At 64.3% G+C, this 16,542-nt stretch carries 13 protein-coding genes; 6 read left to right on the forward strand and 7 right to left on the reverse strand.

The annotated features are described in order from the left end of the window. Positions 1–229 precede the first annotated feature (229 nt). Positions 230–1,483: a phosphoglycerate dehydrogenase gene (gene serA, locus ACVMDN_RS06255; protein WP_057018869.1), complete on the forward strand. Its 1,254-nt coding sequence runs from the start codon at positions 230–232 to the stop codon at positions 1,481–1,483. 9 nt (positions 1,484–1,492) lie between these two features. Here the strand turns inward: serA and ACVMDN_RS06260 are convergent, their stop codons facing one another. Further along, positions 1,493–2,926 (reverse strand): helix-turn-helix domain-containing protein, encoded by a 1,434-nt coding sequence (locus ACVMDN_RS06260; RefSeq protein WP_076829069.1) that lies wholly within the window; start codon positions 2,924–2,926, stop codon positions 1,493–1,495. Positions 2,927–3,071: 145 nt separating this feature from the next. Between ACVMDN_RS06260 and ACVMDN_RS06265 the strand changes: the two genes are divergently transcribed. Together ACVMDN_RS06265 and ACVMDN_RS06270 are read left to right on the forward strand one after the other, a co-directional pair. Next, a complete protein-coding gene (locus tag ACVMDN_RS06265) occupies positions 3,072–4,709 on the forward strand; it encodes an isocitrate lyase (protein ID WP_456843617.1) in 1,638 nt (545 codons plus the stop codon). A 220-nt stretch (positions 4,710–4,929) separates the two neighbouring features. Then, entirely contained in the window at positions 4,930–5,457 is a 528-nt protein-coding gene (locus ACVMDN_RS06270; RefSeq protein ID WP_168858849.1) for a DUF4269 domain-containing protein, read from the forward strand. Positions 5,458–5,479: 22 nt separating this feature from the next. Here ACVMDN_RS06270 and ACVMDN_RS06275 read toward each other — a convergent pair whose 3' ends face one another. From ACVMDN_RS06275 to ACVMDN_RS06300, 6 genes are all read right to left on the reverse strand, one after another. Next, positions 5,480–6,688, reverse strand: coding sequence for a PepSY-associated TM helix domain-containing protein (locus ACVMDN_RS06275; protein ID WP_076829068.1), 1,209 nt, complete (start codon positions 6,686–6,688; stop codon positions 5,480–5,482). Continuing rightward, positions 6,688–9,018: a TonB-dependent siderophore receptor gene (locus tag ACVMDN_RS06280; protein WP_253590486.1), complete on the reverse strand. Its 2,331-nt coding sequence runs from the start codon at positions 9,016–9,018 to the stop codon at positions 6,688–6,690. Before ACVMDN_RS06280 ends, ACVMDN_RS06275 begins: the two co-directional genes overlap by 1 nt. Positions 9,019–9,298: 280 nt before the next feature. Continuing rightward, a complete protein-coding gene (locus tag ACVMDN_RS06285; RefSeq protein WP_158074205.1) occupies positions 9,299–9,532 on the reverse strand; it encodes a hypothetical protein in 234 nt (77 codons plus the stop codon). A 208-nt stretch (positions 9,533–9,740) separates the two neighbouring features. Next, on the reverse strand, positions 9,741–10,667 hold the full coding sequence (locus ACVMDN_RS06290) for an acyl-CoA thioesterase (RefSeq protein WP_456835469.1): 927 nt from the start codon (positions 10,665–10,667) through the stop codon (positions 9,741–9,743). Positions 10,668–10,672: 5 nt separating this feature from the next. Beyond that, entirely contained in the window at positions 10,673–11,788 is a 1,116-nt protein-coding gene (locus ACVMDN_RS06295) for a hypothetical protein (protein WP_057018861.1), read from the reverse strand. Positions 11,789–11,838: 50 nt separating this feature from the next. Then, positions 11,839–13,062 (reverse strand): ABC transporter substrate-binding protein, encoded by a 1,224-nt coding sequence (locus tag ACVMDN_RS06300; RefSeq protein WP_076829065.1) that lies wholly within the window; start codon positions 13,060–13,062, stop codon positions 11,839–11,841. A gap of 202 nt (positions 13,063–13,264) precedes the next feature. Here ACVMDN_RS06300 and ACVMDN_RS06305 point away from each other — a divergent pair, with 202 nt between their 5' ends. Genes ACVMDN_RS06305 through ACVMDN_RS06315 form a run of 3 tightly spaced genes read left to right on the forward strand, consistent with a single transcriptional unit; the run spans position 13,265 to position 16,391 of the window. Beyond that, a complete protein-coding gene (locus tag ACVMDN_RS06305; protein ID WP_456835468.1) occupies positions 13,265–14,818 on the forward strand; it encodes a long-chain-fatty-acid--CoA ligase in 1,554 nt (517 codons plus the stop codon). Next, positions 14,788–15,885 (forward strand): phosphotransferase family protein, encoded by a 1,098-nt coding sequence (locus ACVMDN_RS06310; RefSeq protein ID WP_143270973.1) that lies wholly within the window; start codon positions 14,788–14,790, stop codon positions 15,883–15,885. The genes ACVMDN_RS06305 and ACVMDN_RS06310 overlap by 31 nt, the downstream gene beginning before the upstream one ends. After that, positions 15,882–16,391, forward strand: coding sequence for a hypothetical protein (locus ACVMDN_RS06315; protein WP_076829062.1), 510 nt, complete (start codon positions 15,882–15,884; stop codon positions 16,389–16,391). The genes ACVMDN_RS06310 and ACVMDN_RS06315 overlap by 4 nt, the downstream gene beginning before the upstream one ends. Positions 16,392–16,542: the final 151 nt, after the last annotated feature.

Raw genomic sequence — 16,542 nt, forward strand, 5'->3', positions numbered from 1 at the left:
GAGCGCCCCAGGAGCCGCAAACGCGGCTTCTGCCGGCGAATTGGCCAGGATCTTTGATGAACGGGTTCCCGCTCCGTGCCTGGATGCGCGGATCGAGAGGCTTCATCGGGAATCGCAGAGCGGGCAGCCCACGGCGGCTTCTGACGCGACCGTTTTCCATGCTATCACGCGATCCGTCGAAACTGCGCTCGTGGCAGGATCTGCCCGAACCTTACGAATCCGGATCTCGATGATGCTGTCGCTTCCCAAGACCAAAATACGCGTGCTGCTGCTGGAGGGCGTGAACGAATCCGCGGCCCGGATGTTTGAGGCGAACGGCTATACCGAGCTGCAGCGTCTGCCCAAGGCGCTGGGACCAAAAGAACTCAGGCAGGCGCTGTCGGGCATCCACATGCTGGGAATTCGCTCGCGGACCCAGTTGACCGCGGACATCCTGGAGGCCGCCGACCGATTGCTCGTTGTCGGCTGCTTTTCGGTCGGCACCAATCAGGTGGATCTCGACGCCGCGCGGAAGCTGGGAATCCCCGTATTCAACGCGCCATACTCCAACACCCGCAGTGTGGCGGAGCTGACCATCGCCGAGATCGTGATGCTGTTCCGCCGGATCTTTCCGCGTTCGGTCTCCGCACATGCCGGCGGCTGGGACAAGTCCGCCGAAGGCAGCCGCGAGGTGCGCGGCAAGACGCTCGGCATCGTCGGCTACGGCAACATCGGCTCGCAGCTGTCGAACCTCGCCGAAGCCATGGGCATGCGCGTGATCTATTTTGATCAGACCGACAAGCTCCGCCATGGCAATACCGAGCCCGCCGAATCGCTCGACGCGTTGCTCGCAGCCAGCGACGTCGTATCGCTGCATGTGCCGGAGACGCCGGCCACCGCCAACATGATCGGCGCCGCCCAGCTCCAGCTGATGAAGCCTGAGGCCTATCTGATCAACAACTCGCGCGGCACCGTGGTCGATCTCGATGCGCTGGCGAGCGCACTGCGTGGGGGCCGGCTGGCGGGTGCCGCGGTCGACGTGTTTCCGGTCGAGCCGGTGTCGAACGAGGCGCGCTTTGTCTCGCCGCTGCAAGGTCTTCCCAACGTCATCCTCACGCCGCATGTCGGCGGTTCGACGGAAGAGGCGCAGGATCGGATCGGCGGCGAAGTTGCACGCAAGCTGATCGATTATTCCGATGTCGGGTCGACCTTCGGCGCGGTCAATTTTCCGCAGGTGCAATTGCCGGCGCGACCGACCGGCACCCGTTTCATCCATGTTCATCGCAACGTTCCCGGCGTCATGCGCCAGGTCAACGACGCGGTCTCCCGGCACGGGATCAACATCCTGGCGCAATATCTGCAGACCGATCCGGAAGTCGGCTATGTCGTGCTCGAGACCGACGTTGTCGGCGGCGAGGGCGAGGGATTGCTGGCCGATTTGAGAGCGATTGACGGCACGATCCGCGTGCGGGTGCTGTATGACGCGAACCGGCCGCAGGGGTGATCGACTTCGTCAATCCGCCGAGAAGCCGAACGGCACGCTCGAGGTCCTGAAATCGTCCGGAAGAATCTCGCGTCCGATCGGCGGCGCCGACCGCGCCGCGCATCTCGGCCGATGGCAGACCCGGCATGCGACGCCGATCGGCGTCGGCTCGTCGGCATTCGGTCCCTGTCCGTCGCGCGTGTAGATCAACTGGCCCGCATGTTCGGCGGCGCAGCCGATCGCGATCGCCCGCTCGACGCGGATGGCGCCGAACGCGCCGCCGCCGGCGGTCACGGTGCGGGCGATCGAAAAGAACCGCTGTCCGTCGGGCAGTTCCAGCCATTGGGTGACGATCTGGCGCGGCGTCTTGAAGATGTCGTGCACTGACCATAGCGGACATGCACCGCCGTGCTTTGCAAACGGAAAGCCGGCGCCGTCAAGCAGCTTGGAAATGTTGCCGGCCGGATCGACCCGGATCAGGAAGAACGGGACCTTTTCGAGACCCGGCCGTTGCAGGGTCGTGACGCGATGCGCGACTTGCTCGAAGCTGGTGCCGAATTGACGCGCCAGCGCCTCCAGATCGTAGCGGCGGGCCTCGACCGCTTTCGCGAACACCGAATACGGCATGATGAGTGCGGCGGCGGCGTAGGCCGCAAGCGCACGGCGCGCCAGCAGCTCGGCGCTTTTGGTCGTGAACTTGCCGGCTTCGACGGCGGCGCCGATCTCGTTTTCCAGTTCCAGATAGGCAAGTTGCTTGGCCAGCTGAAAATTGAGCCCCGCGGTATCGAGCGAGTCCTCGAGCAGCAATTGTCTGCGATGAAGGTCCAGTCGCCTGATCGAACCCAGCATGACGTTCGGCGGCAGATAGCGGACCTGGAGTTTATGTCGCTCCCGAAGCCGCTCGATAAATCCGGCGGGCCCGGCAGGTTCGTGGACGAGCCGCTCGGCGGCATCGTCGAGGCTGGCAAAATTGTTGCGGCGCGCGGCGAGAAAACGTCGGACCTCCGCAACGGGATCGTTGGCGTCAAAGTTCTCCTGGCCCGGTGAAGCGATCGCCATGTCCGGAGCCCTGCGCTCCGCAAGCGCCAGCTGCTCTTCGCGATAGGCGGTGTAGAGGCGCAGGAACGCCTCGGTCATTCCGGGATAGCTGACCGCGAGGTCGCTGACCTCGAGCGCGGGGATGTCGATGTCGGCAAACATCGGCTCCTTCAAGACGGACTGCATGCGGGCGGTGTGATCGGCACCGCCATCGCCAGCGAGATCAGCCAGATCGATCTTGTAGGTGCGGGCAAGCCGCAGCAGCATGTCGGCCGTCACCGGGCGCTGATTGCGTTCCAGCAGCGCCACATAGGGGGCCGAGATTTCGAGATCGGCGGCCATGTCGGCCTGGGTCAGCCCGAGGTCGCGCCGCAGCCGGCGTAGCCGCGGGCCCATGAAAACGGAACGGGCGCTTGAGGTTACCATCGCCTTATCCAAGGTTTGTAAGATTCTTACAACAATACATCGGTTTCTTGTAAGTTATGACAAGTTTTCCGCGCCAGGTCTAGCTCCCGATGACGCCGCGCGTCACAAATGGTGCAGTTATTTCGTCACCGAAGGGATCACGGACATGAACTTCCAACCGCGCGGGATCAGCGACCGGGCCATCCAGGGACCGGCTTCGTATCAGAGCGAGATCGAGGCGGCCGAAGCGCTGCTCAAGGGCAAGGACACCTGGAACGGCGTCACCGCCGAAGCCGTGGCGCGGATGCGCCTGCAGAACCGCTTCAAGACCGGTCTGGATGTCGCCCGTTACACGGCTGCGCTGATGCGCGCCGACATGGCGGCCTATGACGCCGACAGCACCAAGTACACCCAGTCGCTCGGCTGCTGGCACGGCTTCATCGCCCAGCAGAAGCTGATCTCGGTCAAGAAGCACTTCGGCAATACCGACCGCCGCTATCTGTATCTTTCCGGCTGGATGATCGCGGCGCTGCGCTCCGAGTTCGGCCCGCTGCCGGATCAGTCGATGCACGAGAAGACCTCGGTGCCGGCCCTGATCGAGGAGCTCTACACCTTCCTGCGTCAGGCGGATTCGCGTGAGTTGAACGATATCTTCCGCGCGCTCGATGTGGCCCGCAAGGAAGGCGACAAGGCCAAGGAAAAGGCGCTGATCGAGAAGATCGACAACTTCCAGACCCACGTCGTGCCGGTCATCGCCGACATCGACGCCGGCTTCGGCAATGCCGAGGCGACCTATCTGCTCGCCAAGAAGATGATCGAGGCGGGCGCCTGCGCCCTGCAGATCGAGAACCAGGTCTCCGACGAGAAGCAGTGCGGCCACCAGGACGGCAAGGTGACCGTGCCGCACGAGGTGTTCATCGCGAAGATCCGCGCCTGCCGCCATGCGTTCCTCAAGCTCGGCGTCGAAGACGGCATCATCGTGACCCGCACCGACTCGCTCGGCGCCGGCCTGACCCAGCAGATCGCCGTGAGCCACAAGCCCGGCGACATCGGCGACCAGTACAACAGCTTCCTTGATTGCGAGGAAGTGACGGCCGCCAACGCACGCAACGGCGACGTCATCATCAACCAGAACGGCAAGATGATGCGTCCGAAGCGTCTGCCCAGCAACCTCTACCAGTTCCGTCCCGGCACCGGTGCAGATCGCTGCGTGCTCGACTGCATCACCTCGCTGCAGAACGGCGCCGACCTCTTGTGGATCGAGACCGAGAAGCCGCATATCGAGCAGATCGCCAGCATGGTCGATCGCATCCGCAAGGTCATTCCGAATGCGAAGCTGGCCTACAACAACTCGCCATCGTTCAACTGGACCCTCAACTTCCGTTGGCAGGTCTATGACGCGATGAAGGAAGCCGGCCAGGACGTCAGCAAGTATAACCGCGCCGAGCTGATGAAGGCGGAGTACGACGACACGCCGCTGGCGAAGGAAGCCGACGAGCGCATCCGTACCTTCCAGGCGGATTCGGCCAAGCGCGCCGGCATCTTCCATCATCTGATCACGCTGCCGACCTATCACACGGCTGCGCTGTCGACCGACAATCTCGCGAGGGAGTATTTCGGCGAGCAGGGCATGCTTGGATACGTCAAGAACGTGCAGCGCGCGGAGATCCGTCAGGGCATCGCCTGCGTCAAGCATCAGAACATGGCGGGCTCCGACATCGGCGACGATCACAAGGAGTACTTCGCCGGTGAGGCTGCCCTCAAGGCGGGCGGCGCCCACAACACGATGAACCAGTTCGGCTAATCGATCGAACGGATCATTCCGACATCGGCTGGACAGGCTGGCGCGCGAGCAGCCTTGTCTGTCCGCCTTGGCGGGGCGATTTTCGACCACGGTAACGCGGTCGAGATCGCCCCGCGACTTTTTTAGGCCCGCTTCCCCTCGAGCCCGCCATTTGCAGAGGTTCGCGCGTTCCACGCCCGTGTGGTAATGCGTCGCTGCGATCTTGAGGGCATGCCACGCGATGACTGTCGGGCACTACGCATCCGCCGTCACCAGCTCCGCCGTGATGGAACTGCTGAAGCCGTTCGATCCCCGTATCGTCGGAACGCTGCCGCTCGGCCTCGCCGTGCCCGGCAGCGACATCGATATCGTCTGCCATGCGTCCGACCCGAACGCATTCGCGGACATCGTTTGGGCTCACTATCAAGCGTGCGATGATTTCGTCCTCTTCCGGTGGACCTCGGGAACGCGGCCGGTGATTGCGCGCTTTGTGTGCGATGGCTGGCCGTTCGAACTGTACGGTGATCTGCGTCTGGTGGAGCAACAACGAGGCTGGATCCATTTCAAGGTCGAACGGCGGCTGCTTGCGCTTGATGATGGAGGGCTGCGGCGAGCCGTCAGGGAATTGAGGGCGGGCGGTCTCAAGACCGAGCCTGCGTTCGCTACCGTGCTCGGGATATCGGGCGATCCCTATCGTGGATTGCTTGAGCTCGCGGCCGAAACGGACGCCGAGTTACGTGTCCGGCTCGCGGCGTGCGATTTCGGCTGAGAGACAAATTGATAGAACGGCTTCATTCGCCCGGAACGAGGTGGCCGACCGGCTGCCGCGCGAGCCGCCGGTGCCTGCGACGGGACAGATAAAGCAGCAGGCCGGTCACGGCGAATAGCGGCATCATGGCGGCGGCCAGCATGAAGGCGAGCTTGCCGGGCCATCCCAGGATGGCGCCGCGGTGGATGTCGAGCACGCTGGCGAGGACGCGTTCGCCAAACGTCTTGTCGGCGTAGCGATCCGATGAGATGACGCGGCCGGTGAGGGCATCGATACGGAATTCGTCACGCACGGCCTCGCGCGACGAGTCCCGCGGCCATGACCGCACGCGCACGGCCGTGCCCGCGCCGGCCGGCATGGTCAGGAGGGCCCTACCGTAACTGTTGTCCTCCTGCTGCAGGAACGCCGACCAGGCGTGATCGAAGGCAAGCGGCTTTGCCTCGGCCTTCGCTTCGGTCTTAGCTTCACCCTTGCTCTCGGCGCCGCCGCGCGGCGGCTTGGACTGTATCGCGTTTGCCGTGGCCTGAGGCCGCGCGAACAGCCAGTTGGCGCCGGCCTTGTACCACTCGAACGAATACCACAGGCCGGTCAGCGTCATCACCAGATAGACCGGCAGCACCCAGGTCCCGATCACGGCGTGCAGCGAGCGATGCAGGCCGCGGCCGCGCAGTCCCAAATTCGGCTTCAGCCACATCTTGACGCTGCGCGCACGACGCGGCCAGCGCAGCACGAGGCCGGTGATCAGCATCACGATCAGGCAGATCGCGGCTGAGCCGGTGATCTTGCGGCCGATGCCATTGCCGTCGCCCGGCAACAGCAGCCAGCGGTGCAGCTTGCGGACGGTTGCGAAAAAGTCCTCGCCGCGCGGCGAGCCGAGCACGTGCCCATCATAGGGGTCGACATAGACCGAGGACGGCCGCGTGCCGCCTTCGCTGCGAGCAAAACGGATGCGGGCCGCGGCCGATGGATCGCTCGACATCGTCACGGCCGAGACCTTGCCGAAATCGCCCGCCGCCGCCAGCCGCGCGATCAACTCGTCCGGCGTGAGCCGCCGGGCTGCACTGGCCTCGACGTGCATCATCCGACTGTTCAGGCTGGCCTCGATCTCATCCTCAAAGGCCATCGTCGCGCCGGTGAGGCCGACCACGGCCCACAGCAGCGCCAGCACGAGGCCAACCAGGGAATGGACCTGCAGCAGTGCAGCCTTGATTGGGCGCCAAACGTCACTCATCAGAATTTCACCGTCGCCGAGAGCGAGAAGCGCCGCGCGTCGCCCATCGCGACCGTCAGGATGCTGTTGGCCGAAGGGTAGTAGACCGTGTCGAACAGGTTCTTGACGTTGAACTGGTAGATGACCGAGAACGACTGGACCTTGGTCTCGTAGGTCGCAAACACGTCAGCGACCGTGTAGGCCGGCAGCACGAAGCTGTTCGCGGCATCGCCGGGCCGGTCGCCGACATAGCGCGCGCCGCCGCCGAGGCGAAGCCGGCCGGGCAGGGTGGTGCCGAAATCATAGACGAGGTAGAGCGATGCGGTGTTCAGCGCGACGTTCTGCAGGGCCTTGCCGGCGAGCGTCGGGTCCTCGGTTACGCGTGCGTCGGTATAGCCATAGCTGCCGATCATGCTCCAATTGTCAGTCAGCCTGCCGGTGACGTCGAGTTCGACGCCGCGCGAGCGAACCTTGCCTGCCGTACGGTACTCGACGATACCAGTCGTGGCGTTGAGCTGCGAAACCAGCACGTTCTTCTTGTCGATGTCGTAGAGCGCAAGTGTGCCGGAGATCTGCTTGTTGAAGTCGAACTTGACGCCGGTCTCCCACTGGGTGCCCTCTTCGGGCGCGATGTTGGACCCGATCACGACGCCGCCGGTAAGCGGCGCGATGGTCGAGGTGGGTTTCAGCGATTGCGTGTAGCTCGCATAAAGCGAGACCTGGTCGGTGAGCTTGAAGATGGCGCCGCCGAGCGGCAGCACCTTGTCGGCCGAGACATTGGTATTGGTGATGAACGGGCGGCCCTTGCCGGCGAGCTGGTCGTAATCCATGTATCGTACGCCGCCGACCAGCGCGAAGCGCTCGGTCAGATGCAGCGTGTCCTGGAAGAACAGCGACCACTGGCCGAGCTTGTCGGTCTGCGCGCTATCGGCGGCGGACACCGTCGTCCCCGGCGTGATCAGCCCATAGATCGGATTGTAGAAGTTGAAGCTCGGCGTCGCCTGCCGGATCAGGTCGTCGCGGTAGATCGTGCGGTACTGGCCGTCACCGCCGAACAGCACCTCGTTGCGAATGTTGCCGAGCCAGACATTGCCCTGCAGATAGGAGGTGCCGTAGCTGGCATTGCTGAGCGAGCCCCATGTGCCGTCATTGCTGCGGGTCTCGACGCCGGTCTTGGCGTTGACGCCGGTGATGCGAAGCTGGTTGGCGCTGAAGGTCTCGGTGTTGTAGCTGTAGGCCGCGAACAGCTTCCAGTCCTGGTTCAGCCGGTGCTCGACCGACGCCTGCATCAGGTCGGAGGTGCCCCACATGTTGTTGAAGGGCTCGTCGAGCCGGCGCGTCGCCGGGATCGCCAGCGGCGCCTTGGTCACGGAATCGAATGCGGTGCCGCGGTCGAACGGCGTGATGAATTCGCGGTGCTCGTAGTTGAGCTGGACGGTGGTGTTCTCGCCGTACCAGGCCAGCGACGGTGCGACCAGCATTTCGCGATGGCGCCCGAAATTGCGCCAGTAATCCTCGCTCACGCCATAGCCGATAAAGCGATAGGCGAGTCCGCCATCGCCGATCGGGCCGGTGATGTCGATGGTGCCGTCGGCTCCGGTCCTGGAGTTGGCATAGGTCGAGCCGAGCAGGGTCACCGAACCATGCTGGTAGAGCTCGGGGCGCTTGCTGATCGTGTTGACGATGCCGCCGGGATCCATGATGCCGTACAGCAGCGACGCCGGGCCCTTCAGCACCTCGACGCTTTCGACCGCTGCGTTGAGGCTGCGGCCCTGCACCAGCGGCATGCCGTTGCGCATGATCGAGCCGTCGCGGTTGTCGCCGAAGCCGCGGCGCATCACCGCATCCTGGGTGCCGGCCAGCGTATTGGCCTGGGTGACGCCGCTGACATTGGCGAGCGCATCGTCGAGGTTGCGCGGCAGCTGATCCTTCAGCACCTGCTCGGGCACAACGTTGACCGTCTGCGAGGTGTCCAGCGGCGAGCCGCCGCTGCGCAGCGTGGTTGGGCTTGGCATCGCGCGGTAGTGCAGCTTGGCTTCGTTGAGCGCCGCGGCGGCAGCTGCCGCGCGCTCCGACGGTGTCGGCGGCGCCGGTTGGGCATTCCGGCTGCGCTGCCGTGCCGCGGCGGCAGCCAGCGTTCGCTGCGCCGGCTTTGCTGCGGCGGCCGGCTTGCGCTTCGGCGTCGGTTGGTCGACCGAAACAGGCGGCAACGGGACGCTCGATCGGGCGTTTGCCTGCGTCGCCACGGAGGCGACATCGGCGAGCAGGAATGCTGCGCCGATCAGCAGATGGGTGCGGCCCTTGTCGGCGGCATTTCGACGGTCGCCGACAACCCGGCCATCAGCATTCACAGGCACTCTTGGACTTCCGATTCACGCGAACTCGTTCACGGCGCGCCTCTAGCAGTCGGCGTGCGCGAAAAGAACCGGAGCAGACTTGAATCTCTCTAACCGGAATGGATTTGAATCATTCTAAGACACGACAGGGCTCGCGCGTGTGCGCGAGCCCTGAACCTCGTGACCTGCTTGTCGCGTCTGCGCGTCAAATGGCCGTGCGATCGTCGCCTAAGGCTGCAGCCGTCGTCCTGTCACATCTCAGGTGTACGGTTCGCCGTAGGCCGCGCGATGCGCCTCACGACAACGCCAGGCTGATCGGCGTCTTGCCGACCACTCCCGTGCTCACGCCGTCGCGGGCCATGGATTCGATCGTGCCCCAGTTCTCGCGAAATATCCGCGCCGCCTCGTTGGCGCTTTCCGCCTGGATCGTCAGACTGCACGCGCGCCTCGTGCCGTTGCTGGCGAGCTGGAAGTAGAGAACATATCCAGACGATTCCGCACTCCGTGCGGCCAGCGGTGCCTGCTGCATGTAGGTTTTCCCCAAAGTGTTTTTGTTGCGCCACCCGCAGGCAGGATTTGACAGGGATGCGGCACAGTCGTGGTCGCGATCGAGCTAAGCTGAACGTTTGTTCATTTTGTTGGCCGGTGTTGCCAGGATTCAACACCGGGTGGAACTTGCCGTAGCTCGGCACTGCAACTAAGCCGCGATCGCGGCATCAGCTCAACCGTCGTGGCGTCTACGCATCGCCCTCTGGATGGACCATCAGCGTCTCTTGGATCGCGGTGGCGAGCATCGCGCCGTCACGGTCGTGGACGCGCGCGATCGACAGCCCGCGGCCGCCATCCGCGCATGGGCTCTCGGTTTCGACATGCATCCAGGCGTCAGGCGAAAATACGCGATGAAACCAGATGCAATGGTTGAGGCTCGACAGATAGAGTGGCGCGCGCGACTGCAGATCGCCGAGATGGCCGCCGACGCTGGAGAAGTTGAGCCACCAGTCCGAGAGATAGGCGAACACCGCGGCCTGGGCGCGAGGAGCAGTGGTGAGCGGCTGCCTGGATCTGATCCAGAAGCGCAGGCGCGGCTCTGCCGTCGCGGCCGAGAGCTGACGTTCGATCTCGGGGATGCGGAAATCCATGCTGGGCTTGATGTGCTGGGAATAAGGACCGAGCGGTCGCAACTGCGCCATCAGCCCGTCGGGGATCATGGTCAGATCTGGCAGGCTTTCCGGATCCTCTGAGGGGGTGAATGGCGCTGCGTGCCGCGGACCCGGTTGCGCTGCGCAGAACGTGGCCTGCGCGCTCAGGACCGTGCGCCCGTTGCCCTGGCTGCCCACGACGTGGCGTGAGGAGAACCGCTTACCGTCCTGCAGGACCTGCGCGTCGAACGTGATGCGGCGGCCGGGATCGGCACCGCGCAGGAACAGGAGCTGCAGCATCGCGGCGGGACGATCTTCGGGCGCGCTGAGGGTCGCGGCCATCATCGCCTGGCCAAGGATCTGGCCGCCATAGGACCGGCCATTGAGATTGCCGTCGCCGAAGCGGCTGCGATAGCGGAGCGGGGCGATCGTCTCGAGCGAGACCAGCGCCTCGGCTGCCTGATTGTCCCATTGATCGCAAGTGAATTCGCTGCCTTCCGCGACGCGCTTGCGTTGCCCGTCCATTCCGATCACATCGCTGGAAATTTCTGTGGTCCGGGATAGAGCGGATAGCCGGCGGCGACACCGTATTCGCTGATGCCAAATCCGGTCTCGTTGCCGCTCTCGAGCCGGACGACATGATCCGACAGCGTCCGTGCGATGGCGCGCGTCGCCGCATCGTCGAGGTTCCAGATGTCGTGCCCGGCATGGCTCTCGCCGCGGTCGTCGCCATGGGTCCAGCCTTGCAGGCCGCCATACATGCCGGCCTTCAGATAGAATCGCGTCGGCAGTCCATGCATCCTGACGCGGCGCGGCTCGCCGCGATCGAATGTGAAGGTGAAGTCGGCCGACGCGATGGTCTGACCGAGCGGATCGTCAGCCCACTCGATCTTGTGCTCCAGCGAGGTCACCTCGCGATGCGACACCGATCCGTCGGCTTCGCGGTGGAACTCGGTGCCCGAGAGGTAATGCGGCTTGCCCGGCGCGCGCTCCTTGATGAAGATCGATAGCGCCGACTCCGGGAACTGGAACATCGACCAGGTCCAGAAGAAATTGCGATGGGTCGCGACCGGCGGCCTGGTCTCGTCGGTGCGCATCTCGGATCGCAGGCCCCAGGAGCGGTCGCGCTGCCCCCACCACAGCTCGGGCTCGATCTCGTAACGCTTGCCGTCGGCGACGATCCAGCCGCGCCAGCGGCCGAATTGCGAGACGCGCGCGAGGTCTTCCTCGACGACACCGTTGCGCTCGCGAAAATTCTGCTTCTCCTGCGCCGCCGGAAAGCTCGCCTTGAATTCGAGCGCGAAGCTGATGCCGGACGGATTGTCGGCGAGCGAGATCCTATGCAGGCTGTTACCCTCGACGATCTCGATCCTGAGCCCGCCGACTTCCGTCTCCAGCGGACGGGTCCCGAGCCGGCGCGAGGCACGGAAATTGTGCTGACGCCGGCCGATGGTGATGCCGGCAAAGCCGTCGATCACGTTGCGGTTCGGGTAATAGCCGAGCCCGATGTCGATCAGCAGTTCGCTGCCGTCGATCGGATGCGCGGTGTACCAGTAGCGTTCGGTGAACCTTGCATCGCCGCCGCCTGCCTTGGCAAACGGCTGCGGCGTCTGGTGGCCGATGAGATCGTCCTGGGCTGTCAGCATTGTTCTTGTCCTTGTGTTTGAGCCGGTTCGGTCGGATGGGTAGCGCGGGATCAGTCCTTGGCCGGGCCGGCGCCCACGATGTCGCCGAACAGCACCCAGGTCTTGCCGTCGAAGCGGGCGAAACGGCGCTCGGTGATCGCCGCGTAGTCCTGCGGCGCGGTCTGGATCGTGATGCCCGGGAGCAGCATCGGCAGCTCGATGCCGCTGAGATTGGTGGCCTGCTTCAGCACGTTCTCCCGCGTGAGGTTGTCGCCGCAGCGCTGCAGGATGATCGCGCCGAGCTGGGCCGTGGTGTAGCCGGTCACCGCGATCACGTCGTTCGGATCCATCCCCGGCATATATTTCGCGGCGAAGGCGAGATAGTCGGTCATGCCCTTGTCATTGGCCCACGCCGGATCGTTCGGCGTCTTGTAGGAAGTCGTGGTCAGGATGCCGGTGGAGGCCTCGATGCCTGCCGGCACCAGCACGCCGGCGATCGAATTCGCGGTCGAGCCGAGGAAGATCAGCGGTTTCCAGCCGAGCTCGTGGATCTTGCGGATCGCCATCGAGGCGAACTTGTTCTGTGCGGCGATCAGGATCGTATCGGCGCCTGATGCTTTCAGGTTCACGATCTGGGAATCGATCGTGGGCTCGGTCGACTGATACATCGCCTCCTTGACGATCATGGTGTCGGCCTTGGCGCCGAGCCCTTCCTTCAGGCCAAGCACAAAGTCCTTGCCGATGTCGTCGGCCTGCAGCAGCACGCCGATCCTGGCATCCGGCTTCTCGCGCAGCACGTAGCGCGCGATGATCCGGGACTCGTTGACGTAGGTCGGCGAGTAGGGCGTCGTCCAGGGGAACTGATTGGGATCGTTCCAGCGGGTGCCGCCACTCTGCACCAGCAGATGCGGAACGCCATTGCTGTTGAGATATTTCTGGATCGCGGCGTTGGTCGGCGTGCCGAACGGCGCCATGATCGCGAGCACCTTGTTGTTCTCGACCAGCGCGCGCGTCACTTCGACGGTCTTGGGCGGGCTATAGGCGTCGTCGCGGGTCAGGAAGTTGATGTGGCGGCCATTGATGCCGCCTTTCTCGTTCAGCATCGTGAAATAGGCGAGCATCGTTTTCGGGAAGCTCGCATAGATCGATGCCGGTCCGCTGTAGGGCGCGTTGGCGCCGAGCAGGATCTCGCTGTCACTGACCCCCGGGCCATAGGCCTTCTGGGCATTCGCCGTTCCGAGCGCGCCGGTGAGCGCGAACGCCCACACCGCAAGCGTGACGATTGGCTTCCGCATCTTCCCCTCCCATGACGCCCTCTTTTGCGGGGCTGGTTGATCCGGCGATGGAAGCCTTGAAAGGCTTTACCCCTCGCATCCGCTATGCAATAATAGACCGTCTGTCCGGATTATCAACTGGAATCTACGGACGGCGTATCGGCCTCATGCGTGACGGAAACATCCGCAGGCGTGCGCGGCCGCATGACGGTGTGGAGGAAACATGAAGCTGACGCAGGCGCTGATCGCGGCGGTGCAATTGCGCAAGGACGCACCCGGCACCATCCACGCCGGACGGTCGCGGAGCTGGAAGGAGATCGGCCATCGCGTCGCCTGTGCCGCGGGCGGGCTGCGACGGCTCGGCGTCGATGCCGGCGATCGCGTCGCCATCCTCGCGCACAACAGCGACCTCTATATCGAGGCGCTCTATGCCGTCGCCTGGGCTGGCGCGGTCGCGGTGCCGCTCAACACGCGCTGGGCGGTCGCCGAGAACGCCTATGCGATTGACGATTCCACGCCAAAACTGTTGCTGGTCGACAAGGCCTTCGCCGAGATTGCGTCCGCGCTGCGCGGCGCAAAATCACTCAGCGCAATGGTCTATCTCGATGAGGGGCAAGTGCCCGACGGTATGCAAAGCTATGACGAGCTCATAGCGCATGCGCCGATCGAGGACGCCTCCGGCGCCTACAACGATCTCGCGGGCATCTTCTACACCGGCGGTACCACCGGGTTTCCCAAGGGCGTGATGCTGTCACATGCCAACATCATCTATGAATCGCTGGTCTGGATCTATGCGCTCCGGTTCCGTGAAGATACCCGGTATCTGCACTCGGCCGGCATGTTCCATCTGGCCGGCACCTCGCCGATGATCGCGCTGACCCTGGTCGGTGGCACGCACGTGACCATCGCGAAATTCGAGCCCGAGCTCGCGATGAAGACCATCGCCGAGCACAAGGTGGATTACTGCCTGTTTGTGCCGACCATGCTCAACATGATGCTCAATCATCCATCCTTCGGCACATATGATCTGAGCAGCGTCAAGGATTGCGAATATGGCGCCTCGCCGATGCCCGACGCGCTGCTGGTCAAGCTGATGCGCGTGCTGCCGAGCTGGCGCTTTCACCAGGGCTACGGCATGACCGAAAGCGCAGCGCTGGCGACCATCCTGCCGTGGGAGTATCACGCGCTGGAAGGGCCGCTGGCGGGCAAGCGCAAATCGGCGGGGCGGGCAGCGCCAGGCGTTGAAATCCGCATCACCGATCCCGCGGGCAATGAGGTGCCGCGCGGGACGGTGGGCGAGATCGCGATCCGCGGCGCCGGCGTGATGCTCGGCTATTGGCGCAAGCCTGAGGAAAGCGCGCGCGTGCTGCGCAACGGATGGCTGCACACCGGCGACGGCGCCTGGATGGACGAGGACGGGTTTGTCTATATCGTCGACCGACTGAAGGACATGATCGTCTCGGGCGGCGAGAACGTCTATTCCGGCGAGGTGGAGAACGCCATCTTCCAGCACGAGCACGTCAAGGAATGCGCCGTAATCGCGGTGCCCGATCCGCAATGGGGCGAAGCGGTGCACGCCATTGTGGTGCCGAAGGACGGCAGGAGTCTCGATTCCGAAATGGTGATCGCGCACTGCCGCACCTTGATCGCCGGTTACAAGTGCCCGCGTTCTGTCGATATCCGCCTCGAGCCATTGCCGCTGACCGGCTCCGGCAAGATCATGAAGTCGGCGCTGCGCGAGGAGAAGTGGCAAGGCTATACGAGGTCGGTCAATTGATGCAGGAGGCTGCGAAACGATCCGATGATGCACCGGCCGCGCCGGAGCCTGTTCGCCCGGTCGCGGTGGATGACGATACAGTGCGGGCCGCACTGGCGCAGCATCTGTCGCGGATATCCGGGAGCCGGACGGAGATTGTCGGCTTCGGCCGCAAATCATCGGGTTTCTCCTGGATCACCTATGCGTTCGTGGCCCGCACTGCGGCTGAAGGCGACCGCAAACTGATCCTGCGCGTCGGTCCACCGAGCGGGCTGTTTGCGCCTTACTCGGTGCTGCCCCAGGTTTATGCGCTGCAGTCGCTGGCCGGCAGCGGCGTACCGGTGCCGGCGTTGGTGTCATCAGAACAGGATGGCGCCGAGATCGGCTTTCCGTTCTTCATCTGCGCGCATGTCGAGGGCGACGTGCCGGCGCCCTGGGCGGCGAGCGAACTCGATCCGGACCACAAGCGCGCGGTCGCCCGGCAGTTCATCGAGATCCTCGCGTCGCTGCACCGGATCGACCCGGGCTCGACCCCATTTGCTTCGCTGCAGCTGGGCGGGGAACGCGCCGAGCTGCGTGCGATCGCCGGCTGGCGCGCTTCTCTCGCGCGTCCCACTGCGCGCTATTATCCGCTGCTTGATTGGGGCGGGCGCTGGCTGCGCGACAATTGTCCGCAGCCGCCGCGCCGTGCCATTGTGCATGGCGACTACCGGATCGGAAACTTCATCGAGCACCAGGGGCGGATCGCCGCCATTCTGGATTGGGAGCTGACTCATCTCGGCGATCCCCACGAGGATCTGGCCTGGGCGCTGATGCCGACCTTCAACGCCAGGAGCCGCAAGCTCTATGGCGTGCTCGAGCGCGCGGAGGTGATCGATCTCTATCAGCGTGCCTCCGGCATTGTCGTCTCGGACAAGAGTCTCGCCTTTTATGAGGCCTATGCGCTGTATCAGGCAGCCGCGATCCAGATGTGCGCGGTGCGCGCCTTCGAGGTCGATCGTTTTAACGACATGCGGCTTGCGGTGATGGCAAGCCAGATGCCCTCGATCGTGCGGGCCTTCGAGCGCGCATTGGAGGCCGCGGCATGAGCGCGTCATTCGAACGGCTGATCGACGGCATCATCGATGCACTGCAAAGCCATGTCGTGCCGAACAGCAACGACGATTTCGTTCGCGGGCAGGTGTTCTCTGCAGTCTACGCGCTGAACGGGCTGAAGCTCGCCGCCGACTGGAAGGCCGGGCCGCTGCTCGAGCAAGTGCGTCTGCAGGACGATACTTTCGCGACGGTCGAGCGACTGGCCGGCAGCATGGCGCATCCGGAGGTTCCTTCGACGCCGCGCATCCAGGGCGGCCCGTCCGACGTTGCCGCGATCGAGGCATTGCGCGACGATGGCGACCGGCGGCTGGGGCAACTTCTGCTCTGGGCGAGCGGGGAGCACGCACGGGCGGCTAATCCCAATGCTGCGACCGAGATCGAGCGCCTGCTGCGGCGGGCGATTTGCGACCAGCTCAAGATCGAGCTTGCGACGACGCCGAAGTCGATGCTGCAGCAGATCGCGGGTGGCGAGCGCGACGGTGGTGCGGCGCAGGGCTAGCGTGGTTTCGTCGCCGACCGCCGCCGGGATGCATCGTTGCACGCCTTCCGCGACCAGCGGCGACGCTCACGAAGAAGCTTGCCGGTCCATGACGCTCATGCTATTAATTCACCGAACGGTCGTTCGGATTATTATTGAATGGCCGATAGAC

It is taken from the genome of Bradyrhizobium sp. USDA 4510, assembly GCF_054059095.1.

Excerpts from the sequence above, each read along its gene's own strand:
- serA (WP_057018869.1), top strand. The coding sequence starts at position 230 with ATGATGCTGTCGCTTCCCAAGACCAAAATACGCGTGCTGCTGCTGGAG.
- ACVMDN_RS06260 (WP_076829069.1), bottom strand. The coding sequence starts at position 2,926 with ATGGTAACCTCAAGCGCCCGTTCCGTTTTCATGGGCCCGCGGCTACGC.
- ACVMDN_RS06265 (WP_456843617.1), top strand. The coding sequence starts at position 3,072 with ATGAACTTCCAACCGCGCGGGATCAGCGACCGGGCCATCCAGGGACCG.
- ACVMDN_RS06270 (WP_168858849.1), top strand. The coding sequence starts at position 4,930 with ATGACTGTCGGGCACTACGCATCCGCCGTCACCAGCTCCGCCGTGATG.
- ACVMDN_RS06275 (WP_076829068.1), bottom strand. The coding sequence starts at position 6,688 with ATGAGTGACGTTTGGCGCCCAATCAAGGCTGCACTGCTGCAGGTCCAT.
- ACVMDN_RS06285 (WP_158074205.1), bottom strand. The coding sequence starts at position 9,532 with ATGCAGCAGGCACCGCTGGCCGCACGGAGTGCGGAATCGTCTGGATAT.
- ACVMDN_RS06290 (WP_456835469.1), bottom strand. The coding sequence starts at position 10,667 with ATGGACGGGCAACGCAAGCGCGTCGCGGAAGGCAGCGAATTCACTTGC.
- ACVMDN_RS06295 (WP_057018861.1), bottom strand. The coding sequence starts at position 11,788 with ATGCTGACAGCCCAGGACGATCTCATCGGCCACCAGACGCCGCAGCCG.
- ACVMDN_RS06300 (WP_076829065.1), bottom strand. The coding sequence starts at position 13,062 with ATGCGGAAGCCAATCGTCACGCTTGCGGTGTGGGCGTTCGCGCTCACC.
- ACVMDN_RS06305 (WP_456835468.1), top strand. The coding sequence starts at position 13,265 with ATGAAGCTGACGCAGGCGCTGATCGCGGCGGTGCAATTGCGCAAGGAC.
- ACVMDN_RS06315 (WP_076829062.1), top strand. The coding sequence starts at position 15,882 with ATGAGCGCGTCATTCGAACGGCTGATCGACGGCATCATCGATGCACTG.